The 23,790-nt window shown below is 65.1% G+C and carries 15 protein-coding genes, 3 rRNA genes, 1 other RNA gene and 1 riboswitch; of the genes, 13 read left to right on the forward strand and 6 right to left on the reverse strand.

Annotated elements, in window-relative coordinates; translation table 11 throughout:
* The first annotated feature begins 16 nt into the window (after nt 1-16).
* From ssrA to B842_RS03100, 3 genes are all read left to right on the forward strand, one after another.
* Nucleotides 17-393: a transfer-messenger RNA gene (ssrA, locus tag B842_RS13370) on the forward strand.
* A gap of 191 nt (nt 394-584) precedes the next feature.
* Nucleotides 585-1,166, forward strand: a complete 582-nt coding sequence (locus B842_RS03095; RefSeq protein ID WP_040085143.1) for a hypothetical protein — start codon at nt 585-587, stop codon at nt 1,164-1,166.
* Between the two features lie 187 nt (nt 1,167-1,353).
* Nucleotides 1,354-1,758, forward strand: coding sequence for a hypothetical protein (locus B842_RS03100; RefSeq protein ID WP_040085144.1), 405 nt, complete (start codon nt 1,354-1,356; stop codon nt 1,756-1,758).
* Between the two features lie 70 nt (nt 1,759-1,828).
* Here B842_RS03100 and B842_RS03105 read toward each other — a convergent pair whose 3' ends face one another.
* Together B842_RS03105 and B842_RS03110 are read right to left on the reverse strand one after the other, a co-directional pair.
* Nucleotides 1,829-2,920 carry a type I restriction endonuclease gene (locus tag B842_RS03105; protein ID WP_040085145.1) on the reverse strand — a complete coding sequence of 364 codons (1,092 nt, stop codon included), beginning with the start codon at nt 2,918-2,920 and terminating at the stop codon, nt 1,829-1,831.
* Between the two features lie 119 nt (nt 2,921-3,039).
* A complete protein-coding gene (locus tag B842_RS03110) occupies nt 3,040-4,275 on the reverse strand; it encodes a WYL domain-containing protein (RefSeq protein WP_040085147.1) in 1,236 nt (411 codons plus the stop codon).
* A 200-nt stretch (nt 4,276-4,475) separates the two neighbouring features.
* On the opposite strand from B842_RS03110, the gene B842_RS03115 reads away from it, so the two are divergent.
* From B842_RS03115 to B842_RS03155, 9 genes are all read left to right on the forward strand, one after another.
* The gene (locus B842_RS03115; RefSeq protein ID WP_040087268.1) at nt 4,476-5,483 is read left to right on the forward strand and encodes a siderophore ABC transporter substrate-binding protein; all 1,008 of its coding nucleotides are present in this window, start codon (nt 4,476-4,478) and stop codon (nt 5,481-5,483) included.
* A 24-nt stretch (nt 5,484-5,507) separates the two neighbouring features.
* On the forward strand, nt 5,508-6,527 hold the full coding sequence (locus B842_RS03120; protein WP_082028349.1) for an ABC transporter permease: 1,020 nt from the start codon (nt 5,508-5,510) through the stop codon (nt 6,525-6,527).
* Nucleotides 6,520-7,587, forward strand: coding sequence for an iron chelate uptake ABC transporter family permease subunit (locus tag B842_RS03125; protein WP_040085149.1), 1,068 nt, complete (start codon nt 6,520-6,522; stop codon nt 7,585-7,587). The genes B842_RS03120 and B842_RS03125 overlap by 8 nt, the downstream gene beginning before the upstream one ends.
* On the forward strand, nt 7,584-8,339 hold the full coding sequence (locus B842_RS03130) for an iron ABC transporter ATP-binding protein (RefSeq protein ID WP_040085151.1): 756 nt from the start codon (nt 7,584-7,586) through the stop codon (nt 8,337-8,339). The genes B842_RS03125 and B842_RS03130 overlap by 4 nt, the downstream gene beginning before the upstream one ends.
* 729 nt (nt 8,340-9,068) lie before the next feature.
* Nucleotides 9,069-10,591 (forward strand): 16S ribosomal RNA (locus tag B842_RS03135).
* 421 nt (nt 10,592-11,012) lie between these two features.
* Nucleotides 11,013-14,088: ribosomal RNA gene (locus tag B842_RS03140) — 23S ribosomal RNA — on the forward strand.
* A gap of 146 nt (nt 14,089-14,234) precedes the next feature.
* Nucleotides 14,235-14,352 (forward strand): 5S ribosomal RNA (gene rrf, locus B842_RS03145).
* The 16S, 23S and 5S rRNA genes sit together here, the layout of an rRNA operon.
* Before the next feature lie 231 nt (nt 14,353-14,583).
* Nucleotides 14,584-15,342 (forward strand): ABC transporter ATP-binding protein, encoded by a 759-nt coding sequence (locus B842_RS03150; RefSeq protein ID WP_040085152.1) that lies wholly within the window; start codon nt 14,584-14,586, stop codon nt 15,340-15,342.
* A complete protein-coding gene (locus B842_RS03155; protein ID WP_052437700.1) occupies nt 15,339-17,870 on the forward strand; it encodes an ABC transporter permease in 2,532 nt (843 codons plus the stop codon). The genes B842_RS03150 and B842_RS03155 overlap by 4 nt, the downstream gene beginning before the upstream one ends.
* Nucleotides 17,871-17,873: 3 nt before the next feature.
* On the opposite strand, the gene B842_RS03160 is transcribed toward B842_RS03155, so the two are convergent.
* Genes B842_RS03160 through B842_RS03170 form a run of 3 tightly spaced genes read right to left on the reverse strand, consistent with a single transcriptional unit; the run spans nt 17,874 to nt 22,435 of the window.
* On the reverse strand, nt 17,874-18,521 hold the full coding sequence (locus tag B842_RS03160) for a DUF3239 domain-containing protein (protein ID WP_040085153.1): 648 nt from the start codon (nt 18,519-18,521) through the stop codon (nt 17,874-17,876).
* A gap of 10 nt (nt 18,522-18,531) precedes the next feature.
* Nucleotides 18,532-20,190 (reverse strand): DNA repair helicase XPB, encoded by a 1,659-nt coding sequence (locus B842_RS03165; protein ID WP_040087270.1) that lies wholly within the window; start codon nt 20,188-20,190, stop codon nt 18,532-18,534.
* A 22-nt stretch (nt 20,191-20,212) separates the two neighbouring features.
* Nucleotides 20,213-22,435 (reverse strand): helicase-associated domain-containing protein, encoded by a 2,223-nt coding sequence (locus B842_RS03170; protein ID WP_040085155.1) that lies wholly within the window; start codon nt 22,433-22,435, stop codon nt 20,213-20,215.
* A gap of 65 nt (nt 22,436-22,500) precedes the next feature.
* On the opposite strand from B842_RS03170, the gene B842_RS03175 reads away from it, so the two are divergent.
* The gene (locus tag B842_RS03175) at nt 22,501-22,695 is read left to right on the forward strand and encodes a hypothetical protein (RefSeq protein WP_040085156.1); all 195 of its coding nucleotides are present in this window, start codon (nt 22,501-22,503) and stop codon (nt 22,693-22,695) included.
* Nucleotides 22,696-22,895: 200 nt separating this feature from the next.
* Here the strand turns inward: B842_RS03175 and B842_RS03180 are convergent, their stop codons facing one another.
* Nucleotides 22,896-23,480: a transglycosylase family protein gene (locus B842_RS03180; protein ID WP_052437701.1), complete on the reverse strand. Its 585-nt coding sequence runs from the start codon at nt 23,478-23,480 to the stop codon at nt 22,896-22,898.
* Nucleotides 23,481-23,493: 13 nt separating this feature from the next.
* Nucleotides 23,494-23,678, reverse strand: a riboswitch (cyclic di-AMP (ydaO/yuaA leader).
* Nucleotides 23,679-23,790 lie beyond the last annotated feature (112 nt).

Genomic DNA, 23,790 nt, shown 5'->3' on the forward strand with positions numbered 1-23,790 from the left:
TCCCGCCGCAGAGTACGGGGCTGATTCAGGTTTCGACTTCGTATATTGAGCCAGGGGAAGCGTGCCGGTGCAGGCTGAGGACCACCGTAAGCGTCGCAGCAAACCCATAAGCGCCGAGAACACTCAGCGCGACTACGCCCTCGCTGCCTAAGTAGCGACCGCGTGTCTGTCAGACCGGGCTCGTTCCCGACCCGGACCCTGGCATCGACTAGGGAACTTGCCGTCCGGCCGCGTCAGCGGGGTTGGACGGGACACCCACCGCTGACTGGGCCCATCATCCGGAACGTGTTCGTCCGAGCCGGAGGGTCGAGCAGAGATCCAGCGCGAACTGCGCACGGAGAAGCCCTGGCGAGGTTGCGGAGGACCCGGGTTCAATTCCCGGCAGCTCCACAGAAGGCAAAACCCCTGGTCGTCACTGACCGGGGGTTTTGTCGTGTCTGTGCAGGTGGTGGCCCTGTGCGGCCCCGAACGGTGAGGTCCCGCAAGGGCCCAGAATGAACCTGTTACGGGAATATTGTAGGAATCCCACCCCCCACGTTCTGCGTGCGCTGCGACGTGCAGGACCCGGTAGTAGCATCGCCCGCATGACTGACTTCACCCGCCTGGATGCCGCCATCTCGACCACCCTCCGGGAGGGTGTCGCCGAACTGCTTGCCGCCGACCCGACCCTGACTCTGATGGCCTGCGGCGTCGTGGAGGACCTGACGGGGTTCTACGTCGCCGGGGCCGGGGCGGAGTGGCTCGCAGAGGCGCAGTCGGGAGGTGAGGAGGATCTCGCAGCCCTGTGGTACCCGTCGGAATGGCCGCTGGAGGCAGAGCACCCCGAGGATGTCCCACCCGGACGCGTGGCCAGCGCCATCTGGGAACTGTCGGGTTGTCAGGCGTTCGGTACCGGGGACGTGATCGACGATGACGCCTACGCCGCCCTGACCCGTGATTACGAGGAGCGGATCGTGCTCGCCCTCCGGGAGCTCCGTGAGGAGGGCGTGCTGCGCAACGGGTCGGGGGAGCAGATCCTGGTGTGGCTGCACTCCTCCGATGAGTCCGCCCCCGACCTCGACGCCCGGACTTTCGCCGCGCTTCAGGAGCCGGCGCTGGCGGCGCTCTTCAGGGACCGTTTCGGGGACGGCGGCAGGGTCCTGGTGGAGAGGATTCTGGGCCCGTAGCGGGCACGGAAGAATCCCCTGGGTGGTGGCGGTTTCCGTCCATCTCTCGGCGCTCCGACGTGGGGCGTCGACAAGCAGCTTGTCGACGCTCTGTGGCGGCCCGCCACCGGGCGGTACTTGACGTGACCGCATTCTCTCGCTATCCTTTGTTGTAGATACGTCAACAACTTAGCGAGGAGCAACAACCATGTCCTTCATCTCCGATGCCATTCTGCGCGGCGTTACCGGTGCCTTCATCACCAACTCCGGTGTGGGCAAGATCGGCATGCCGGCCGAGTACTCCGCCGGCATCCAGCAGGCCGCCGCCACCGGCATCCCGGCCCTGGCCAAGCTGCCGTCCGACAAGTTCGGCACCTGGCTCGGCTACGCGGAGACCGCCATCGGCGCCTCCCTGCTCGCTCCGTTCGTCTCCAACAAGCTGGCCGGCGCTGCCCTCACCGCCTTCTCCGGTGGCCTGCTGTCCATGTACTTCCGCAACCCGGAGAACACCGAGGCCGACGGCATCCGCCCGTCCCAGGAGGGCATGGCCCTGTCCAAGGATGTGTTCATGCTGGCCATCGGCCTGGCACTGATGACCAAGGGTGGCAAGTAGTCGGCTTAAGCAAAAGTAAAGTGCCGCCGTCCCCGGGTTGGGGCGGCGGCACTTTCATCTCTTCGGCAGCCTAATTGTCACGAAGGGCTGAGACCCGGGCCCGGAGGGCATGCGAGTGCTCGTAAATATCCTCGATATCCCCCAGGTCGTGGTAATGCTCCCTGCGGTTTTCGTCGAAAATCCCGATGCGAGGAACCTTTCGGTCGAAGTAGAGCCGCGCGATCGGCTTGCGGTTGTTGTCCTGGTAAAGGATCGCGCAGTAGGACTTGGCGTCACGCATCGTGATGTCTGCGCTCGGGACTTCGGCGCAGCCAATGGCACGGATGATGCCGTAGGCGTGCAACTCCTCCTCCGTGGTGACGATGCCGTCCTCGGGAAGAATGTCCTCCTCCTGCGGGATCTCTGCGGGGTCCTCGGGAGACGCCACTCGGTCGGCGCGGTTTTCGTCAAGTTCCTGGGCGGACCTGAGTCGCCGGTTAGCCTCGTCCTTGAGGAACTGCGACTGGGCAGTGGACACCAACTTCTCGAACACCTCGAGATTTGCGGCGGTCATCCGCTTGCTGGTCACGCGGGCGGCGAGCTGTTTGACCCATTCGGTGTCCGGCTCGCGGAACTGGGAGGACAGGACCTTCTTGAGCTCGGCGACGTACTTGAGTTCTTCCGCGCTGGCGGCAATGGTGTCGAAGTCAAACTTCGACTTGGTGCACATTTCCAAGTGCGGGAAGACACGGTCATCGACGTTGGAAAGGTCGATGGTCATGAAGGGTTTCTCGTCCATGCGGTTAGCCGCATCGAGCTGGGCGTAGAACTTGTACACCTCGCCATTGGTGAGGATGGCGAACTCGGTGTCGGTGACATTGAAGTACCGGACGAGCTGGTTCGCGTGATCGAGATGGAGGGGAGCGCCGACCTTCTTGCACTCGATGAGGAATCGGAAGTCGTCGCCGATCTTGATGGCGAAATCGACCTTCTCGCCCTTCTTGATCCCCACGTCTGCGGTGTACTCGGGAATGACCTCGCGCGGATCGGTGACGTCGTATCCCAGAACATTATTGATGAACGGGATGACGAATGCGGTCTTTGTGGCCTCCTCTGTCTCAATTACAGACTTCAGCTCGCGAACGCGATTTGCGAGGTTGTAGATCTCCTGGGCAATGGACATGGATCGTGCTTTCCTTAACTGACGTGTGGATTCGGCGGGGCAAGTGTTTTTGCTTGAGAATGCATACAGGTTATCCGTTACCTGCGGAATCTTCAGGGCATTGAGGAGGTTGCAAGTAGTCACCAGGCGCGCCGGACGCGGGAGATCTGGTCGATCCGGAACGTCCGGTCCTCGCCGCGGAGGTGGCAGAAGCCGCGGAGCAGGGTGTTGCTCACCAGGGTGGGGTTGGTGATTGTGCGGCGCGACTCGACGCCCGCCTTGTTCCGGTAGTCGATGGTCACCGCGGTGCCCAGTGTCAGGGCCTCCGCGAGGATCTGGGCCTCCGCGGCGGGAAGGTCGTCGTACAGCCTCATCCCTGTCCGTGCGATCTCTGCTCGGATACGCGTGGGGCGCTCCGGCGGAACCTCCTCGACTGTCGTCCGGCGGGTGAGCAGCAGGGACGTGACGTCGCGTCGTGTCGCCAGGAGATTGCCGCCGATGACCCGGGGATCGTATGTGCGCAGCAGGGGGTCGAGGGCGACCGACGTCTCGGAGAGCGGGGAGTCGAAGGCGTAGAGGTAGTGCCGGCCGAGGGCACGCACCGGGGACGTCGTCTGCGTGGCGGGGGTGCGGACGGCGAACTCCGGGTACGTCCACAGTTCGGCGGCGCTGAGGTCGGTGCCGTCGGGAATCCACGAGTGGGGATCTGGCTCCAGCAGTGCCCGGTACTCCTCCACGAGGGAGGCCTGTGGATCGGCGGCGAGCAGGTCCTGTAGTGGTCCGATGGCGGGGTCCGGGCTCTGCCAACCGAGGAGTCGGCTGGTGGCGTCGACCCCTGCGGGGAGGTCTACCGGGGAGGGGTGGCCCAGAGGGTGTGTGTCCGCGATGGTGCGGGCTGCCGCCGCCATCACCCGGGCGGGGTCGAGAGGTTCGGGCATGGCGGCGATGTCCTCCCGGAAAGTGGGGGAGGCCAGGAGGTACACGACCGCGCGCGTGAAGATGTCGCCGGCCGCGGGGTGTTCCTGGGGCAGGCTGCGACGCAGCCGGTGGGCGACGAGCAGGAGCGCGACGGCGCTGCGGGACAGGGCCTGCCGGATGTCGGAGTTCCACTCGGTGACAGCGAACACGGGGTGGTCGGGCGGGTCGGTCAGGGCCGGGCCGAGCAGTTCCTCGGGGTCGATCCGGAAGCGCGTGCCCTCGGGGAGGACGTGGCCGGAGTTGACCAGGTCGTGGAGCAGCCAGGCCACCCTGTCGCGGTCAGGGGGTACGGGCCAGCCGCAGGGGTCGAGGCTACGGAGGGTGGCGGCGGCGTCGTCAAGCGTGAAGGTCTCGCCGAGGTGGGGGAGAGCACGCAGGAGTGTCCGGGAGTCGTTCATGCCTCCAGCGTAAGGCGCTTCCCCGACATGGTCGGGGGGACGTGTTCGAACCTGCAGGTGGGAGGATGGATCTCCGGCACGGTGGAGGTAAGCCTTGCCTTAGTTAGGGTTGCCTTGTATCGTCTCCGTCCGGGGCGCCCTCACCTCACCACCAGGACGCTGGTGCACGACAACAACCCATGAAGGACACCACTGACACCATGGCACGCTTCCGCCACACCTTCCTTGCCGCCGTCGCCGCCTCCGCCCTGCTGCTGACCGCCTGCTCCGACGCCACCGGCACCACCGCCGGCACCGATGCCGACGTGAGCACGGCGGCGTCGGAAAGCACGATCACCGTCGAGGACAACTTCGGCACCCAGGAGATCACCCTCCCCGTGGAGAGGATCGCCTCCACCGACAACCGCACCTTCGAGGTTCTCGACGCCTGGGGCGTCGACCTCGTGGCGGCACCGAAGCGGCTCGTGCCGTTCACCGTCGAGGGCTACAAGACGAATGACGAGATCATCGACCTCGGCACCCACCGCGAACCGGACCTCGAGGCACTCACCGCCGCGCAGCCGGACCTCATCATCAACGGTCAGCGCTTCGCGCAGCACTACGACGCCGTGAAGAAGCTCAACCCGCAGGCCGTCGTCGTCGAGTTCGAGCCGCGCAAGGGCGAGCCGCTCGACGCCGAGCTCAAGCGCCAGGTCGAGGAGCTGGGCAAGGTCTTCGGCAAGGAGTCCGAGGCCGAGCAGCTCATCGCCGACTTCGACGAGGCGCTCGAGCGCGCCAAGGCCGCCTACGACCCGCAGCAGAAGGTCATGGCCGTCAACGTCTCCGGCGGCACCATCGGCTACATCGCGCCCAAGGTCGGACGCACCTACGGCCCCGTCTTCGAACTGCTCGGCCTGACCCCGGCGCTCGAGGTCGCCAACGCCTCCGACGACCACCAGGGCGACGACATCTCCGTCGAGGCCATCGCCTCCGCCAACCCCGACTGGATCCTCGTTCTCGACCGCGACGGCGCCACCGACACCCGCAACACCGACGAGTACGTCGCTGCTGCGCAGGTCATCGAGGGTTCCGATCCCCTGAAGAACGTCACCGCCATCCGCGAGGGCCAGGTCGTCTACGCGCCGGCGGACACCTACACCAACGAGTCCATCATCACCTACACCGAGATCCTCAACGGTCTCGCGGACGCCTTCGAAGCGGCCAGGTAAGACCCGCAGAAAGCTGGCCAGAGCATGACCACATCAACGACAGAGACGGCACAGACGCAGAAGACACAGACGCCCCCGGCCCGGAACGCCCGGACGAGGAGGAGACTCCTCGACTGGAGGTTGGCCCTCGGGGTCGTGGTCGTCCTCGTCCTGCTCGGCGTGTCACTGTCGGTGGGGGAGTACGACATCCTCGGCACCGACGACGGCTGGGAGATGTTCGCCGCCACCCGCATCCCACGCACCATCGCGCTGGTCCTGGCCGGCGCCGCGATGGCGATGTCGGGCCTGGTCATGCAGCTGCTCACGCAGAACCGTTTCGTCGAGCCGACGACCACCGGCACCACCGAGTGGGCCGGCCTCGGTCTGCTGGCGGTGACCTACTTCATCCCGGCGGCCTCGATCATGGACCGCATGCTGGGCGCGGTGGTCTTCGCGTTCATCGGCACGATGGTGTTCTTCCTCTTCCTCCGTCGTGTCTCGCTGCGGTCGAGCCTCGTCGTGCCGATCATCGGCATCATGCTCGGCGCGGTGGTGAGTTCCGTGTCCACCTTCTTCGCCCTGCAGACGGACATGCTCCAGAGCCTGGGCGTGTGGTTCGCCGGGTCCTTCACGGACATCCTCCGCGGACAGTATGAGGTGCTGTGGGTCGTGGTCCTCGTCGTCGTGGCCATCTTCCTCTTCGCCGACCGTCTCACCGTCGCCGGCCTGGGCGAGGAGATCGCCACCAACGTCGGCCTTAACTACCACCGGCTGATCCTCATCGGGACGGGGCTGATCGCGGTCGCTACCGGCGTGGTCACCGTCGTGGTCGGCAGTCTGCCGTTCCTGGGGCTCATCGTGCCGAACATCGTCTCGATGTTCCGCGGCGACGACCTGCGTTCCAACCTGCCGTGGGTGGGGTTGCTGGGCGTCGGCATCGTCACCGTCTGTGACCTCATCGGACGCACCATCATCTCGCCCTTCGAGATTCCGGTGTCCGTGATCCTCGGCATCATCGGTGCGGCCGTCTTCATCACCCTGATCGTGAGGCAGCGCCATGGATAGCAACACTCGCGTCGAAAACCTTCTCATCGGGGATGTGCGGTCGGCCGGCCCGCGGTCGTCGCGTCCGGTCGGCGCCTTCCGGACGGCCGACGCCGCCCGCCGGTACTGGATCATCCTGTCCGCGCTCGTCGCCGCCGGACTGCTCTTCGCCGGCGGGCTGCTGGCCTGGAACAACCCGATGCCCTTCGGCACCGAGACGTTCTGGCTCATCGCCGAACGGCGGGCCGATGCCCTCATCGCGATGGCCGTCGTCGCCGTCAGCCAGGCGGTGGCCACCGTGGCCTTCCAGACGGTGACGAACAACCGGATCATCACCCCGTCGATCATGGGTTTCGAGTCGCTGTACACCGCGATCCACACGACGACGATCTACTTCTTCGGCGCCGCCGGGCTCATCGGGGCGCGGACGCTCGGGACCTTCCTCGTGCAGCTGGTGCTCATGATGGGACTGTCCCTCCTGCTGTACTCGTGGCTGCTGACCGGTCGCCGCGGCAACATGCACGCGATGCTGCTCGTCGGCATCGTCATCGGCGGGGGCCTGGGCTCGGTGTCGACGTTCATGCAGCGCATGCTCACCCCGAGTGAGTTCGACGTGCTCACCGCGCGACTCTTCGGCTCGGTCAACAACGCCGACCCCGCGTACTACCCGGTGGCGATCCCGCTGGTCGTGGTGGCCACGGCGCTCCTGTACCTCAACTCGCGCCGGCTCAACGTCATCTCCCTGGGGCGTGACGCCGCCACGAACCTCGGCCTGAATCACCGGGCGGTGGCGATCTCGACGCTGGTGCTCATCTCGGTGCTCATGGCCGTGTCGACCGCGCTCGTCGGCCCGATGACGTTCCTCGGGTTCCTCGTTGCGACGCTGGCCCACCAGTTCGCCGGCACCTACGACCACCGGTACCTCTTCCCGATGGCCACGGCAGTCGCCTTCGTGGTGCTTACCGGCGCCTACTTCATCATGAACCACATTTTCGACGCCCAGGGCGTCGTCTCGATCATCATCGAGCTGGTCGGTGGTTCCGTGTTCCTCTTCGTCATCCTCCGAAAGGGTCGGTTGTGATCACTCTCCGGAACGTCCGCAAGGACTACAACAGCGACGTCGCCATCGGCCCGGTGGATCTGGAGATCCCGGCCGGCGGCATCACCGCCCTCGTCGGCCCGAACGGTGCCGGCAAGTCGACGCTGCTCACCATGATCGGTCGGCTGCTGGGCATGGACTCCGGTGACATCCGGGTCGCCCAGTTCGACATCACCACGACGAAATCGAAGGATCTCGCCCGTGTCCTGTCGATCCTGCGCCAGGAGAACCACTTCATCACCCGGCTGACCGTCCGTCAGCTCGTCGGTTTCGGCCGCTTCCCCTACTCCCAGGGACGTCTCACCGCAGAGGACGAGGAGATCATCTCCCGCTACATCGACTTCCTCCGCCTCACGGATCTTGAGGACCGCTACCTCGACCAGCTCTCCGGCGGCCAGCGGCAGCGCGCCTATGTCGCGATGGTCCTGTGCCAGGAGACGGACTACGTGCTTCTCGACGAACCCCTCAACAACCTCGACATCGCCCACTCCGTCGAGATGATGAAGCACCTGCAGTCCGCCGCCCGGGAATTCGGCCGCACCATCATCGTCGTCCTCCACGACATCAACTTCGCCGCCCGCTACGCGGACTACATCTGTGCCGTGAAGTCGGGACGCATCGCAGAGTTCGGTACACCGGAGGAGGTCATGCGGGACGACATCCTCACCGACATCTTCCACACCCCGGTCCAGGTGATTGACGGACCCCAGGGCCTCCTCGCCGTCTACCACTAGGGCTGCTCGCTTATCGACGCCCCGGGCACCTGCCGTTCACGCGGCGCAGCGTTTGCATGGTGTCCGGAGGGCCGTTGAAGAGTGTCGTTTAATGCGTCTGAACTGGCGATTTGCCTTATCGCGAGCAAACTTCGTATAGTTTTCATCGTTGCCAAGAACGGTTACCGAGAGGTTGCTGGGAAGGGAACAGAGAAAAATAAAAACAAGAACTTCACAGCCTGGATTTGACACAGTCAGTCCGATAGCGTAAGTTCAATAAAGCCGCTTGAGAGCCGGAGTCCGAGAGGGAAACGGGGAAAAGCGTGCGGATGTTGTGTGAGAACTCAATAGTGTGCCAATGTACTTTTGTTTGTGGTCTATTGGTTGTGTGTGCCGGCCAGCCTCGGGCGTATGATGTTCGGGTTGGTGGGTGTGTGCCGGGTGGTACCTTCTTCTATGACAGGGTGCCACTGGAAATAATGCGCATCAGTGTTGTCTGGTGTGAGTTGTTGTGGCGCAGACATGATCATGACCGTGAATTTTTTCCGGCCTCCTTCTTCTTCCTCGTCGAAGTGGTGGGGGCCGGGTTGCGGACATGTCCCCGGTACCAGCCTGTGGTTGGTGTGGGGGTGTTTGTGAATCATCATTTTGGACAATCATTTTCATCATCGCCCGGTTGGGTGGTGGTGTGCTGGTTGTTTGTTTTTGGTTGGGTTTGGGCTTTCCTGCCTGATTCTTCTGATAGAAGTTTTTGTGGAGAGTTTGATCCTGGCTCAGGACGAACGCTGGCGGCGTGCTTAACACATGCAAGTCGAACGGAAAGGCCCCAGCTTGCTGGGGTACTCGAGTGGCGAACGGGTGAGTAACACGTGGGTGATCTGCCCTGCACTTCGGGATAAGCCTGGGAAACTGGGTCTAATACCGGATAGGACCCTCCTTTAGTGTGGGGGGTGGAAAGATTTTTCGGTGTGGGATGAGCCCGCGGCCTATCAGCTTGTTGGTGGGGTAATGGCCTACCAAGGCGTCGACGGGTAGCCGGCCTGAGAGGGTGGACGGCCACATTGGGACTGAGATACGGCCCAGACTCCTACGGGAGGCAGCAGTGGGGAATATTGCACAATGGGCGGAAGCCTGATGCAGCGACGCCGCGTGGGGGATGACGGCCTTCGGGTTGTAAACCTCTTTCGACAGGGACGAAGCCTTTTGGTGACGGTACCTGTATAAGAAGCACCGGCTAACTACGTGCCAGCAGCCGCGGTAATACGTAGGGTGCGAGCGTTGTCCGGAATTACTGGGCGTAAAGAGCTCGTAGGTGGTTTGTCGCGTCGTCTGTGAAATTCCGGGGCTTAACCTCGGGCGTGCAGGCGATACGGGCAATACTTGAGTGCTGTAGGGGAGACTGGAATTCCTGGTGTAGCGGTGAAATGCGCAGATATCAGGAGGAACACCGATGGCGAAGGCAGGTCTCTGGGCAGTAACTGACGCTGAGGAGCGAAAGCATGGGTAGCGAACAGGATTAGATACCCTGGTAGTCCATGCCGTAAACGGTGGGCGCTAGGTGTAGGGGTCTTCCACGACTTCTGTGCCGTAGCTAACGCATTAAGCGCCCCGCCTGGGGAGTACGGCCGCAAGGCTAAAACTCAAAGGAATTGACGGGGGCCCGCACAAGCGGCGGAGCATGTGGATTAATTCGATGCAACGCGAAGAACCTTACCTGGGCTTGACATACACCGGACCGGGCCAGAGATGGTCCTTCCCTTGTGGCTGGTGTACAGGTGGTGCATGGTTGTCGTCAGCTCGTGTCGTGAGATGTTGGGTTAAGTCCCGCAACGAGCGCAACCCTTGTCTTATGTTGCCAGCACGTGATGGTGGGGACTCATGAGAGACTGCCGGGGTCAACTCGGAGGAAGGTGGGGATGACGTCAAATCATCATGCCCCTTATGTCCAGGGCTTCACACATGCTACAATGGTCGGTACAACGCGTCGCCACACCGTGAGGTGGAGCTAATCGCTGAAAGCCGGCCTCAGTTCGGATTGGGGTCTGCAACTCGACCCCATGAAGTCGGAGTCGCTAGTAATCGCAGATCAGCAACGCTGCGGTGAATACGTTCCCGGGCCTTGTACACACCGCCCGTCACGTCATGAAAGTTGGTAACACCCGAAGCCAGTGGCCCAACCCTTGTGGAGGGAGCTGTCGAAGGTGGGATCGGCGATTGGGACGAAGTCGTAACAAGGTAGCCGTACCGGAAGGTGCGGCTGGATCACCTCCTTTCTAAGGAGCTTTTTCAAGTCCACGTCTGACAGTTGTCGTCGGTGGCGTCGGTCGGTTGGTGGTCACGAGTGTTGACCCGCCGGCCACAAGTTAATCGGGTGGACGCGCATCGTGCGGCCACGCAGCCGAGTGTGATCACAGATTTGTGGGTATGTTGGCACGCTGTTGGGTGTCTGGGACAACATGGTTGTTTCCGGTGATCGCTCATCTTTCCCGCCTGCCGGTGGGGGGACGTGGATGTCCTCGTGCTGGTGGTTTCGGGGGTGGGTGGTGTGTTGTGTGAGAACTGTATAGTGGACGCGAGCATCTTTATTTTTTGTGTGCCGCACATCCCTGGCTCCTTTTGGGGGTTGGGTGGTGTGTGGTTGTTTGTTCAAGTTGTAGTTCACCGGTCGGCCGTGTCGTTACGCGGTCGGCTGTTGTGTGTTTGTGTAAGGGCACATGGTGGATGCCTTGGCATGCTGGGCCGATGAAGGACGTGTAAGGCTGCGTTAAGCCTCGGGGAGTTGCCAATAGAGCGTTGATCCGAGGATGTCCGAATGGGGAAACCCGGCCACCGTGATGGGTGGTCACCCCACGATGAATTCATAGTCGTGGTGGAGGTTGACGCGGGGAAGTGAAACATCTCAGTACCCGTAGGAGGAGAAAATAACAATGATTCCGTTAGTAGTGGCGAGCGAACGCGGATGAGGCTAAACCGTGTGTGTGTGATACCTGACAGGGGTTGCGCATGCGGTGTTGTGGGATGCATCTTCCCGGGGGCTGTCACCCCCGGGCGCACAGTGTCGTGGTTAGCGGAAGTGGTCTGGGAAGGCCCACCGAAGAGGGTGAGAGTCCCGTACGTGAAGACCAGGAGCTGTGCGTGATGTTGTTCCCGAGTAGCAGCGGGCCCGTGAAATCTGCTGTGAATCTGCCGGGACCACCCGGTAAGCCTAAATACCCAGTGTGACCGATAGCGGATAGTACCGTGAGGGAATGGTGAAAAGTACCCCGGGAGGGGAGTGAAATAGTACCTGAAACCGTGTGCCTACAATCCGTCAGAGCACCTCTTGTGTGTGATGGCGTGCCTTTGGAAGAATGAGCCTGCGAGTCAGCGGCATGTCGCGAGGTTAACCCGTGAGGGGTAGTCGTAGCGAAAGCGAATCCTAACGAGGGTGAGTAAGTGGCATGTCCTGGACCCGAAGCGGGGTGATCTACCCATGGCCAGTGTGAAGCGATGGTAAGACGTCGTGGAGGCGCGAACCCACTTAGGTTGAAAACTGAGGGGATGAGCTGTGGGTAGGGGTGAAAGGCCAATCAAACTCCGTGATAGCTGGTTCTCCCCGAAATGCATTTAGGTGCAGCGTTGCGTGTTGCTTGCTGGAGGTAGAGCTACTGGTTGGTTGAGCGGGACCACAATCTTAGCAATGTCAGCCAAACTCCGAATGCCGGTCAAGTTAGCGCAGCAGTGAGACTGTGGGGGATAAGCTTCATAGTCGAGAGGGAAACAGCCCAGATCGCCGGCTAAGGCCCCTAAGGGTGTACTAAGTGGAAAAGGATGTGGGATCGCGAAGACAGCCAGGAGGTTGGCTTAGAAGCAGCCATCCTTGAAAGAGTGCGTAATAGCTCACTGGTCGAGTGGTTCTGCGCCGACAATGTAATGGGGCTCAAGTACACCGCCGAAGCCGCGGCAAAAACAGTAGTTTTTGGGTAGGGGAGCGTCGTGCATGCTGTGAAGCAGTACCGTGAGGGGCTGTGGAGTGTGTGCGAGTGAGAATGCAGGCATGAGTAACGAATTGGCAAGTGAGAATCTTGCCCGCCGGATGACTAAGGGTTCCTGGGTCAAGTTCGTCTTCCCAGGGTGAGTCGGGACCTAAGGCGAGGCCGACAGGCGTAGTCGATGGACAACGGGTTGATATTCCCGTACCCGTGTATGTGCGCCCGTGGTGAATCAGTGATACTAACCACCCACAAACCTTCTGGCAGCATCTTTGATGCTGTTAGTTGGCGCGTGCGTGGGGCCTAATCTGGTAGTAGCCAAGTGATGGGGTGACGCAGTGGGGTAGCCGTGCCACTTATTGGATTGTGGTGTAAGCGTGTAGCACGAGGGGACAGGCAAATCCGCCCCTCATGATGTGTGAGACGTGATGCGTAGCCCGTTGTGGGTGATGTCGGTGATCCCGTGCTGTCGAGAAAAGCCTCTAGCGATGTACATACATGGCCCGTACCCCAAACCGACACAGGTAGTCAGGTAGAGAATACTAAGGCGTTCGGGTGAACTGTGGTTAAGGAACTCGGCAAAATGCCCCCGTAACTTCGGGAGAAGGGGGGCCGTCACTGGTGAAGCATCTTGCATGTGGAGCTGGTGGTGGTCGCAGAGAATAGAGGGAAGCGACTGTTTATTAAAAACACAGGTCCGTGCGAAAACGATGAAGTTGAGGTATACGGACTGACGCCTGCCCGGTGCTGGAAGGTTAAGAGGACCTGTTAGCGACCTTCGGGTTGCGAAGCGGAGAATTTAAGCCCCAGTAAACGGCGGTGGTAACTATAACCATCCTAAGGTAGCGAAATTCCTTGTCGGGTAAGTTCCGACCTGCACGAATGGCGTAACGACTTCCCTGCTGTCTCAACCACAGGCCCGGTGAAATTGCAGTACGAGTAAAGATGCTCGTTACGCGCGGCAGGACGAAAAGACCCCGGGACCTTCACTATAGCTTGGTATTGGTGTTCGGTTCGGTTTGTGTAGGATAGGTGGGAGACTTGGATCACATGACGCCAGTTGTGTGGGAGTCGTTGTTGAAATACCACTCTGATCGGATTGGACACCTGAACCTTGGCCCATGATCTGGGTTGGGGACAGTGCCTGGTGGGTAGTTTAACTGGGGCGGTTGCCTCCTAAAATGTAACGGAGGCGCCCAAAGGTTCCCTCAGCCTGGTTGGCAATCAGGTGGTGAGTGTAAGTGCACAAGGGAGCTTGACTGTGAGAGTGACAGCTCGAGCAGGGACGAAAGTCGGGACTAGTGATCCGGCACCAACTTGTGGATGTGGTGTCGCTCAACGGATAAAAGGTACCCCGGGGATAACAGGCTGATCTTCCCCAAGAGTCCATATCGACGGGATGGTTTGGCACCTCGATGTCGGCTCGTCGCATCCTGGGGCTGGAGTAGGTCCCAAGGGTTGGGCTGTTCGCCCATTAAAGCGGTACGCGAGCTGGGTTTAGAACGTCGTGAGACAGTTCGGTCTCTATCCGCCGCGCGCGTTGAAACTTGTGGAAGGCTGTCCCTAGTACGAGAGGACCGGGACGGACGTACCTCTGGTGTGCCAGTTGTTCCGCCAGGAGCAGGGCTGGTTGGCTACGTACGGAAGGGATAACCGCTGAAAGCATCTAAGCGGGAAGCCTGTTTCGAGATGAGGTTTCTTTTGAGGTTCCCCATAGATGATGGGGTTGATAGGCCGGATCTGGTAGCACTGTAAGGTGTGGAGGTGACCGGTACTAATTGACCGACAAAAACACACAAACAATCCCCCTCTTGGGGGTGTGTGCAACGCAACGTAACAAACAACAAGCATGAAGTATCGTGCTCGCGTCCACTATGCAGTGTCTGACACAACACGCCCGTCACCGGGACCCCCACCTGTGTGGTGGTGGTTGTCCTGTGGGTGTGTCGGTGGTTGATAGCGGCAGGGAAACGCCCGGTCCCATTCCGAACCCGGAAGCTAAGCCTGCCCGCGCTGATGGTACTGCACTCGGGAGGGTGTGGGAGAGTAGGTTGCCGCCGACGCTAAAAATTACATAACTGAATATTCGAGGCAGCAGCCTCCACCCTCGGGGGGATGATCCCCGGGGGTGGGGGCTGCTGCTTTTGTGATTCCAGAAACCGCCGACCCCGCAGCCGCAGATAGTTTCAGGGACGAAATCAGGGTGTCCACGGATGGTGGCGTGATGCCTTCTGGATGACAATGGGGGTACGGCGACAATCTCGCCCTTCCCGTTGACACAGAGATGAGCAGACATGGACCACCAGCAGAAGGACCACCCCGAGACCCCTCTCCCCGCGGCCCGCGCCGTCAACCTGCACAAGCAGTACGGGGAGGGGGAGACCGCCGTCCACGCCCTCGACGGGGTGACCGTCGACCTCGGACGGGGGCAGTTCACGGCGATCATGGGTCCGTCGGGGTCGGGCAAGTCCACGCTGATGCACTGCATGGCGGGCCTGGACGCCCCGACGAGTGGCGCCACCTACATCGGCGAGACCAACCTCGCGGAGCTGAAGGACAGGGAGATCACCGCCCTGCGGCGTGACCGGCTGGGCTTCATCTTCCAGGCCTTCAACCTGGTGCCCACCCTCACGGCCGAGGAGAACATCACGCTGCCGACGAAGATTGCGGGAGGGGACGTCGACAAGCAGTGGTTCGATGAGGTGACCGCGCGCTTCGGCCTCACCGACCGCCTGAACCACCGCCCGGCGGAGCTGTCCGGCGGACAGCAGCAGCGCGTGGCCTGTGCGCGGGCGATCGTCGGTGGGCCGGACATCATCTTCGGTGATGAGCCCACCGGCAACCTCGACTCCAACTCCTCGCACGAGGTGCTCGCGATCCTGCGGGCGGCGGTGGATGAGATGGGGCAGACGGTGGTCATCGTCACCCATGACCCGAGGGCGGCGGCGTGGGCGGACCGGGTGCTCTTCCTGGCGGACGGCCGGCTGGTCAACGAGCTCCATGAGCCGACAGCCGAGGACATCCTCGCGGTGATGACGGGATTCGACCAGTGAAGTCTCTGAGCATCCTGCAGAAGATCTCCCTGCGCAGTCTGTCGGCGCACTGGCTGCGCTTCCTCATGACGCTGCTCGCCGTGGTCCTGGGGACCACCTTCGTGGCCGGCGGCTTCATCCTCACCGCCTCCCTGTCGAAGGCCTTCAACGACATCACCCACGGGCAGTACAAAGGCGCCGACCTGGTGTTCAACGCCACCATGGATCATCCGCTGACCCTCGACATGGCCGCGGAGATCGCCGCCCGCCCGGATGTGGAAAAGGTCGAGCCCACCGACATCCTGCCCATCGTGCTTCTCGACGCCGCCGGCGACGCCTACCAGTCCGGCGGCGCCGGCACGTGGCTCCTCCCGTTCCTCCCCACGGAGAAGACGGTCACCTCGACCTTCGAGATCTCCGAGGGGCGCGCCCCCGAGACCTCCTCGGAGGTGGTGATCAACAGCGGTGCCGCCGCCCGCGGGGACCTCCGGGTGGGGGACAGGGTGACGGTCATCGACGCGCAGCGGCGCACCGAGATGGAGATCGTCGGCATCACCGAGGCCGACATGGCCAGTGGCGGCTGGGCCGGCGTGCAGGTCGCCGAGGACGTCTTCCACTCCGTGTACTCCGACGGCGTCCACACCGGCCGCATCCTCGTGCGTGGCGACGTCCCCCTGGAGACCCTCCGGGCCGAGTACCCCGGCTTCGACCTGCAGACCGCCGACCAGGCCGCCGAGGAGGAGTCGAAGGAGATCAGCGAGGTCCTGGCGTTCTTCACCTACCTCATGCTCGCCTTCGGATTGATCGCGCTGCTGGTGGGCACGTTCATCATCTCCAACACGTTCTCCATGACCGTGGCGCAGCGCACCAGGGAGTTCGCGCTGCTGCGTGCCCTCGGCATGTCCCGCGCGCAGCTGACCGGTTCCGTGCTCGTGGAGGCGGCGCTCATCGGTGTCGTCGGTTCCGCGCTGGGCATCGTCTTCGGCGTCGGCCTGGTGAAGCTCATCGTCGCGCTCATGGAGCACTTCGGCCTCGGTCTGCCCAACGCCGGCGTCGGCCTGGACGCGATGAGCGTCGCGGTGCCGCTGGTGGTGGGTGTGATCGTCACCCTCATCAGCGCCTGGGTGCCCGCGCGCCGCGCCGGCCGCGTCCACCCGGTGCAGGCCATGCGCTCCGGTGACCAGTCCAGCACGCAACCGGTGACGGGCCGCGGCATCGCCGGCGCCGTCCTGCTGCTCGCCGGCCTGGCGGCGACCCTGCTGGCCGCCTTCTGGACCGACTGGTCCACGAACACCCGGACGGTGCTCCTCGGTGCCGGGGCGGTGCTGCTCATCCTCGCGGTCCTGCTGCTGCTCGCGGCGGTCGCCCGGTACCTGTTCACCCTCCGGCCGCCGGGCAACGCGGTCGTCCCGCTGCTGGCCGGCACCAACCTTTCCCGCAACCCGCGCCGCACCGCGGCGACCGCCTTCGCGCTCACCCTCGGCGTCGCCCTGGTCACCGCGGTCGGCATCCTCGGCGCCTCCACGAAGGAGTCCGTCTTCGGGGCCATCGAGGAGGAGCTCCGCGCGGACGCCGTCATCAGCGGCGGGGTGGTGAGCAACCAGTCCATCCCGGCGCAGGCCCTGGACAACATCGCGGGGATGGACGGGGTGGAGGGCCTGGTCACCGTCACCTGGGTGCCGGCGACCGTCGGGGGACGCGCCGGATCGATGGACGGCACCGGCGGCGTCACGGCCGTCATGGAGGCCGACCCCACCCTCGCCCTCAACCTGGAGGTCGTCGACGGTGACTTCGTCGGCATCGCGGACCGCCCCGGCGTCGGGCTCAGCAGGGACACCGCCCGTGACCTCGGCGTCGGGGTGGGGGATGAGGTGGAGGTGGGCTCCTCGCTGACCACCGCCACCGTCCGGGCGCCGGTCCGGGTGATCTGGGAGGACACCTCCTCCTACACCCCTCTGGCCGTCTCCCGGGCGACCGCCGCCGAACTGCTGCCCGACACGCGTGCCTGGTTCACGCAGACCGCCTACGTCAGCTTCGCCGGGGACGGGGACCACGGTCCCCTCTTCGAGGAGGTCGCCGACGAGGTGAAGAGCTACGGCATCCTCCAGATCATGACCCCGGAGGAGTTCCGCCTCTCCGCCGCGGAGCAGATCGACCAGCTCCTCATGCTGATCTACGCACTGCTTGCGCTGAGCGTGGTCATCGCGGTGCTGGGCATCATCAACACCCTGGCGCTGTCGATCATGGAACGCACGCACGAGTTCGGGATGCTGCGGGCCGTCGGCATGCAGCGGCGTCAGGTCCGTCGGATGATCACGCTCGAGTCGGTCCACATCGCCCTGCTGGGGGCGTTCGCGGGCATCGTCACGGGCGTGTGGCTCGGGTGGTGCCTGGTGCGCACCCTCGCCTCGCAGGGCATCGACCGCTGGGCCATCCCCTGGGACCAGCTGGCCGTGGTGCTCGTCGCGGCGGTCCTCGTCGGCGTCCTCGCGGCGCTGTGGCCGGCCCGCCGGGCGGCGCGCACCTCACCGCTGGCGGCGGTCGACTGACGGCTAGAGGACCAGCAGGTTGAACTTCGTCGCCTTGGCCTCGTCGAGACGCCTGCGGGCCTTGTCCAGGCGGGACCACTGGTCCTCGGGGATGGCGCGGCGGGCGGCGGTGACGATCTCCTGGTCCGGGGTGCCCCAGGCGATCGGCATGGGGGAGATCTCGTCCCAGTGCTCCTGCTCGCCGAGGCTGCGACGGCCCTGCACGGCGACGACGGGGATGCGGGTGCCGAGCTTCGGCTCGGTGACGCCCTCGATGCGGTTGACGGTGCGCAGCGCGACGCCCCAGCGCGGCGGGGCCTCCGCGTTCACGTTGGTGTTGACCAGCGCCATGATGACGTAGTCCCGTTCGTTGACCTCGGCGATCATGGCGGGGGCGAGCGGGTAGGTGTCGTAGAGCTGCTGCGCGCCGCCGACCTTGCGCGGCACGACGACCGCCAGGAAGAGGCTGAGCAGGCCGAAGGTCAGGGCGATGATGCCGCCGATGAGCCCGACGGCGGAGCCCTGCCCCCACCAGGCGAAGAGGCCGGCCGCGGCGAGGATGAGGAGCACCCCGAACACGATCGCGGAGACCTGCAGCCGCTTCGTGTCCTTGAGCATCTCGTTGTTCTTCTTCGTGAACGCCTCGTCCACCTGGAACTTGAATACCTTCATGGGCAACAGCCTAATTGAGCTGGTCGAGGTCGTCCGCATCGACGATGCGGTAGGCGTAACCCTGTTCGGCGAGGAAGCGTTGACGGTGGGCGGCGTACTCGGAGTCGAGGGTGTCGCGGGAGACGACGGAGTAGAAGTGGGCGTCGCCGCCGTCGGCCTTGGGCCGCAGCAGACGGCCGAGACGCTGGGCCTCCTCCTGCCGGGAACCGAAGGTGCCGGACACCTGGATCGCCACCGCGGCCTCGGGGAGGTCGATGGAGAAGTTCGCCACCTTGCTCACCACGAGGACGCTGAGATCCCCGGAGCGGAACCGGTCGAAGAGCTCCTCGCGCCGCCTGTTGGAGGTGCGGCCCTCGATGACGGGGGCGTCGAAACGCGCGGAGAGCTCCTCGAGCTGGTCGAGGTAGGCGCCGATGATCAGCGTCGGCTGCCCCCGGTGCCGTTCCAGGAGCTTCTCGACGACGCGCATCTTCCCGCTGGCGCTCGCCGCCAGGCGGTAGCGGTCGGCGGTCTCCGCGGTGGCGTAGGTCATGCGCTCCGACTCGCTCATGGTGGTGCGGACCTCCACACACTCGGCGGAGGCGATGAAGCCCATGGCCTCGATGTCCTTCCAGGGGGCGTCGTAACGCTTGGGGCCGATGAGGGAGAAGACGTCGCCCTCGCGGCCGTCCTCGCGCACCAGCGTGGCGGTCAGCCCGAGGCGGCGGCGGGACTGCAGGTCGGAGGTCATGCGGAACACCGGGGCGGGCAGGAGGTGGACCTCGTCGTAGATGATGAGGCCCCAGTCGCGGGAGTCGAAGAGCTCGAGCGCCCGGTACTCGCCCTGCGTGCGGCGGGTGACCACCTGGTACGTGGCGATGGTGACCGGGCGGATCTCCTTGCGCTCACCGGAGTACTCGCCGATCTCCTCCTCCGTCAGCGTGGTGCGGCGCAGCAGCTCGTTGCGCCACTGGCGGCCGGCGACCGTGTTGGTCACCAGGATGAGCGTGGTCGCCTGCGCGCGGGCCATCGAGGCCGCCCCGACCATTGTCTTGCCGGCGCCGCAGGGCAGGACGACGACGCCGGAGCCGCCCTCCCAGAAGGAGTCGGCGGCGTAGCGCTGGTAGTCGCGCAGCTCCCAGTCCTCGTTCGCGGTGGACAGGGCGATGGGGTGGGACTCGCCGTCGACGAAACCGGCCAGGTCCTCGGCGGGCCAGCCGACCTTGAGCAGCTCCTGCTTGAGCCGGCCCCGCTCGGAGGGGTGGACCGGGATGTTCTCCGCGTCGATGGGCTCGCCGAGCATGGGGCGGATCTTCCGGTGGCGCTGGAGTTCCGCGAGGATCGCCGGCTCCGCGGACTCGAGGATCAGCCCGTGCGCCGGGTGCTTGTGCAGGCGGACGCGGCCGTAGCGGGACATGGTCTCGGCGACGTCGACAAGCAGCGGCTGGGGGACGGGGAACCGGGAGTAGCGCTCGAGGATGTCGACGACCTGCTCCGCGTCGTGCCCCGCGGCCCGGGCGTTCCACAGCGCCAGGGGCGTGATGCGGTAGGTGTGGACGTGCTCGGGGGCGCGCTCCAGCTCCGCGAAGGGGGCGAGCGCCGCGCGGGCCTCGTCGGCCTTCGCGTGGTCGATCTCCAGCAGCACCGTCTTGTCGGACTGCACAATCAGGGGTCCATCACCAAAAGCCATGCGGACCATTATGTCAGCCGGGTCAACCCAGCAGGACCTCCGTGATCCGGTGCAGCATGAAGCGCTGCACCTCGCCGGTCGCCTCGTCGAGGGCATCGACCTGCCCGCCCGTCACCGTCAGCGGCGTCACGGAACGGTGCACGGCCCGCCCGTGCTTGTCGACGAAACCCACCGTCACCGACCGCCCGCCCCGCGCCGCGGCCTGCAGGATCGCCAGCGTCGTCTGCGTGTCCTTCGGGGAGACCGTCTCACCCGAGTCGTGGCGCCGGATGGCGGCGACGGCCGCCGCGATCCGCGCCTCATCCGGGGTGCGGGAGGTCCGGACCGGGATGTCCGGGGCCGGCAGGCGGGCCGGCTGCGGGCGGATGTCCAGGGCCGCGCCCGTGGCGTCCTCGGCGACGGGCTGGAAACCGGCGGCCCGCAGCTCCTCGATGACCTCCACGAGCGGTGCCTGGGCGACGGCGACGGTGGGGGCGATGATGTGCAGGGCCACCTTCTCGGCGGCCGGGGTGCGGGCGGCCTCGGCGAGCAGCGAGGGGTCGTCGCATCGCAGGTAGCTCAACGCCGGGCCGCCGCGCAGGGTGCCGTGGCGGCGGGCGACGTCGTCGATGAGGTAGTGGATGGCCTGCGGCACCTCACCGAGCGTGTGGTCCGCCAGCCAGGTCCGCAGCTCCTCCGCGGTGCGGCCGGCGTCGAGGGCGCGACGCAGGGAGGCGTCGGTGACGCGGTAGACGCTGGCCAGTCCCGCGGACTCGAGGTCACCGAGCAGGTCGAGCTCCGTCTGCAGGTCACGGGGCAGGGGACCGGGGGCGAGGATCGTCATGTCGCCCTGCGGGATGAGGCGCTCCACCGTCCCCGGGGTGACCTCCTCCGCGACGGCCAGCGGGTCGGCCGTCGGGTCGAGCAGGGCCCGCAGCAGGGAGGTGGCCGTGTCCTCCGCGCCCCCGGCGAGCAGCCCGATCCAGCGGGCCTCCGCGAGGATCGCGTCGACCGTGACGTCCGGCAGCAGGGTGGCGGCGATGGGGTGGGTGAAGAAGAAGTCGTCGCGCATCTGCTCCTCGGTGAGCCCGATGCCCGGCGGTGGGAGCGCGTAGGTGCTCATCACGGTGCGGCGGTGCTCGGCCAGCGGCGGGCGCTTCATCGCGTCGGACAGCAGCCGGATCGGGGCCTTCTTCTCGTCGTGCGTGCCGATGAGCCACGGCGCCCACGGCGAGGACAGCCACCCGGCCGCCATGGTCATCCAGCGGGTGGCCAGGTCGGCGTCCAGCCACTCGTCGGCCGCGAGAGTGGGGGCGAGGCAGTCCTCGTCGCGGACGTCACCCCGTCCCAGCAGACCGGCCGCCATGCCCAGGCTCACCAGGCGGTGGATCTCCTCCTCCTCGACGGTGAGCGCGCGGGCCAGGGCGGTGACGGTGCGCACGCCGACCCCGCCCTCCTTGAGCAGCGGCGCCGGTTCCGCGCCGAGCAGCTCGATGAGGCGGCGCAGATGCCGCGCGACCTCCAGGCCGGCGCCGGCCCCGACGTGGTCGGCGCGGGTGCAGGCCCGGTCGTCGGCGAGCAGCTCACCGAGGACCCGCGGCGAGGGGGTCAACGGGCGGCGGACGATGTCCCGCCCCCGCAGCGCCGCCCGGACGCGCCGGGGGAGTCGGACCGTGGCCGCGTCGACCCGGATGAGCAGCCCCGCGTTGATCAGCTGCGGGATCGGGTGCGTCGGGTCGGCGTCCGGGGCGGCGTGCTTCGTGCAGCCGACGCCGCCGGAGTGGGAGAGGGTGTTCATGATGGCGCGCTGCTTCTCCGACAGCCCCTCGATGGTGGCGGGGGTGAGGGTGGCCGGGGTGTCGTCGAGAAGCTGCCAGTCGGCGGGCAGGGAGGCCATCACCTCACCGGCCACCCGCAGGGCCGCCTCGTCCCCGTAGAGCAGGGCCAGCCCGCGCAGGCGGGTGATCGCGGCCTCCACGAGTGCGGGATCCGCCGGAACCTCGTTGACGACGTCGGTGGCGGTCACCGGCCGGAGCTCGCCGCCCAGGTTGGCGGCGGCCTCCAGGGTGGCCAGTTCGAGGGCGGTGAGGCCGCGCGCTGCCCGTCCCACCGACGCCCGCAGCTGCAGTCGCGCGGCCAGGGGGGTGATTCCCGGGGGTAACGGGAGGACGACATCTGGGCGCGCACGCAGCAGATTCGCCAGCTCGTGGTCATCCAGAGACGACAACCAGGTGCGGAAATCAGGGGTTTCGGGGGTGGCAGACATGGTGCCGCCGATTTTAGTTGCAGTTCAAGTTACTTTTCCGGTCCAGGTTTGCAACAATATGGGGCATGGCTAACGTTGAGAAGAAGGGCTACGTCGATCCGGGCTGGCCGAAGCACATCCCGCGTACCGACGGCCACGTGGTGACCGAAATTACCTCCACCCTGGCTGGTGCGTCCAGCCCCTACGGTGACGACCTGGTTCTGCCGCTGCCTGCGGAAGAAATCGCGTACGTCCACCCGTACACCCGCATCAACAAGTAGGTAGTACGGACCCTTTCCAAGACGCCGCGGAGCCCCCGCGTGCCCACCGGTTCTCCGGTGCGGCACGCGGGGGCTCCGTCGTTGTGTCGTCGCTGCAGGGCGCTGCGGGGGAGGGCAGGGCAAAAACACAAAACCCCCGTCCTCCGGGGGAGGCGGGGGCTGCGGGGTGACGCCCGGGGGCGTCGGCAAGCGGCGGGAGCCTAGCGCGGCAGGGTGATGCCGTACTGGAGAGCCTGCTCGCGGATGAGCTCGTAGACGTCCGGGGTGACGGTCTCGGAGGAACCGGCCGGCAGGAGGGCGGCGACCTCGGCCGGCAGGGCCTTGGCGGCCTCAGCCTGGGCGGCGACCGGCGCGACGTACTGTGCGGCAGCCGGGGTGGCGGCCGGGGCTGCGGACGGGGCCGGAGCAGAGAGGTTGCGCGGGGTCGGGGCGGAGTTCAGGCCCAGCTTGCGGGAGCAGGCGGGCCAGGCGCCCCAGCCCTGGCCGGCGAGGGTCTTCTCGGCGATGGCGATCTGCTGCTCGCGGGAGGCCAGGTTGGCGGTCGGCGCGAACTGGGTGCCACCGTAGGCGGCCCAGGTGGACGGGGAGAACTGCAGGCCACCCTGGTAGCCGTTGCCGGTGTTGATGGCCCAGTTGCCGCCGGACTCGCACTGCGCGAGGCGGTCCCAGTCGGAGTCCGGGGCTGCGGCGGCGGCCGGGGCCAGGAGGGCGGCGGCGGTGCCGAAGGCGGCGGCGGTGGCGGTGAACTTGGCTGCGGTGACGGACTTACGGAAGTGACGTGCCATGGTTTTTTCTGTGTTCCTCTCATGTCATCGCCTGCGAGGTGAGCTGTCGGGTTCGGGCGGAGGATCACTGTGCCCGGCCTCTGTGAGGCTTCACCCCGAGGAAGACTGTTCCGGAGGAACGGCCGACCGGTGCGGATCGGGGTTGATCCGCGGTGGTTTCCCCGCCCCTGTCCACATGGGTATTCACGTTTCGGATGCACATGCCGCGCAGTCGTCCGCCTCCTGGACAGGGTTCGGCGTGGGTGGCGGGAACGGTTCTGCGCTGTGCCTGCGGGATACGATAACGGTTTATAACGGTTTAGTCACGTGC

Source organism: Corynebacterium humireducens NBRC 106098 = DSM 45392 (assembly GCF_000819445.1).
GTDB classification, from domain to species: Bacteria; Actinomycetota; Actinomycetes; order Mycobacteriales; family Mycobacteriaceae; genus Corynebacterium; species Corynebacterium humireducens.

Bases quoted from the DNA above. Each gene is read 5' to 3' on its own strand.
- B842_RS03170 (WP_040085155.1), bottom strand. From the start codon at position 22,435: ATGTCTGCCACCCCCGAAACCCCTGATTTCCGCACCTGGTTGTCGTCT.
- B842_RS03165 (WP_040087270.1), bottom strand. From the start codon at position 20,190: ATGGCTTTTGGTGATGGACCCCTGATTGTGCAGTCCGACAAGACGGTG.
- B842_RS03100 (WP_040085144.1), top strand. From the start codon at position 1,354: ATGTCCTTCATCTCCGATGCCATTCTGCGCGGCGTTACCGGTGCCTTC.
- B842_RS03180 (WP_052437701.1), bottom strand. From the start codon at position 23,480: ATGGCACGTCACTTCCGTAAGTCCGTCACCGCAGCCAAGTTCACCGCC.
- B842_RS03115 (WP_040087268.1), top strand. From the start codon at position 4,476: ATGGCACGCTTCCGCCACACCTTCCTTGCCGCCGTCGCCGCCTCCGCC.
- B842_RS03120 (WP_082028349.1), top strand. From the start codon at position 5,508: ATGACCACATCAACGACAGAGACGGCACAGACGCAGAAGACACAGACG.
- B842_RS03175 (WP_040085156.1), top strand. From the start codon at position 22,501: ATGGCTAACGTTGAGAAGAAGGGCTACGTCGATCCGGGCTGGCCGAAG.
- B842_RS03150 (WP_040085152.1), top strand. From the start codon at position 14,584: ATGGACCACCAGCAGAAGGACCACCCCGAGACCCCTCTCCCCGCGGCC.
- B842_RS03095 (WP_040085143.1), top strand. From the start codon at position 585: ATGACTGACTTCACCCGCCTGGATGCCGCCATCTCGACCACCCTCCGG.
- B842_RS03160 (WP_040085153.1), bottom strand. From the start codon at position 18,521: ATGAAGGTATTCAAGTTCCAGGTGGACGAGGCGTTCACGAAGAAGAAC.
- B842_RS03105 (WP_040085145.1), bottom strand. From the start codon at position 2,920: ATGTCCATTGCCCAGGAGATCTACAACCTCGCAAATCGCGTTCGCGAG.
- B842_RS03110 (WP_040085147.1), bottom strand. From the start codon at position 4,275: ATGAACGACTCCCGGACACTCCTGCGTGCTCTCCCCCACCTCGGCGAG.
- B842_RS03125 (WP_040085149.1), top strand. From the start codon at position 6,520: ATGGATAGCAACACTCGCGTCGAAAACCTTCTCATCGGGGATGTGCGG.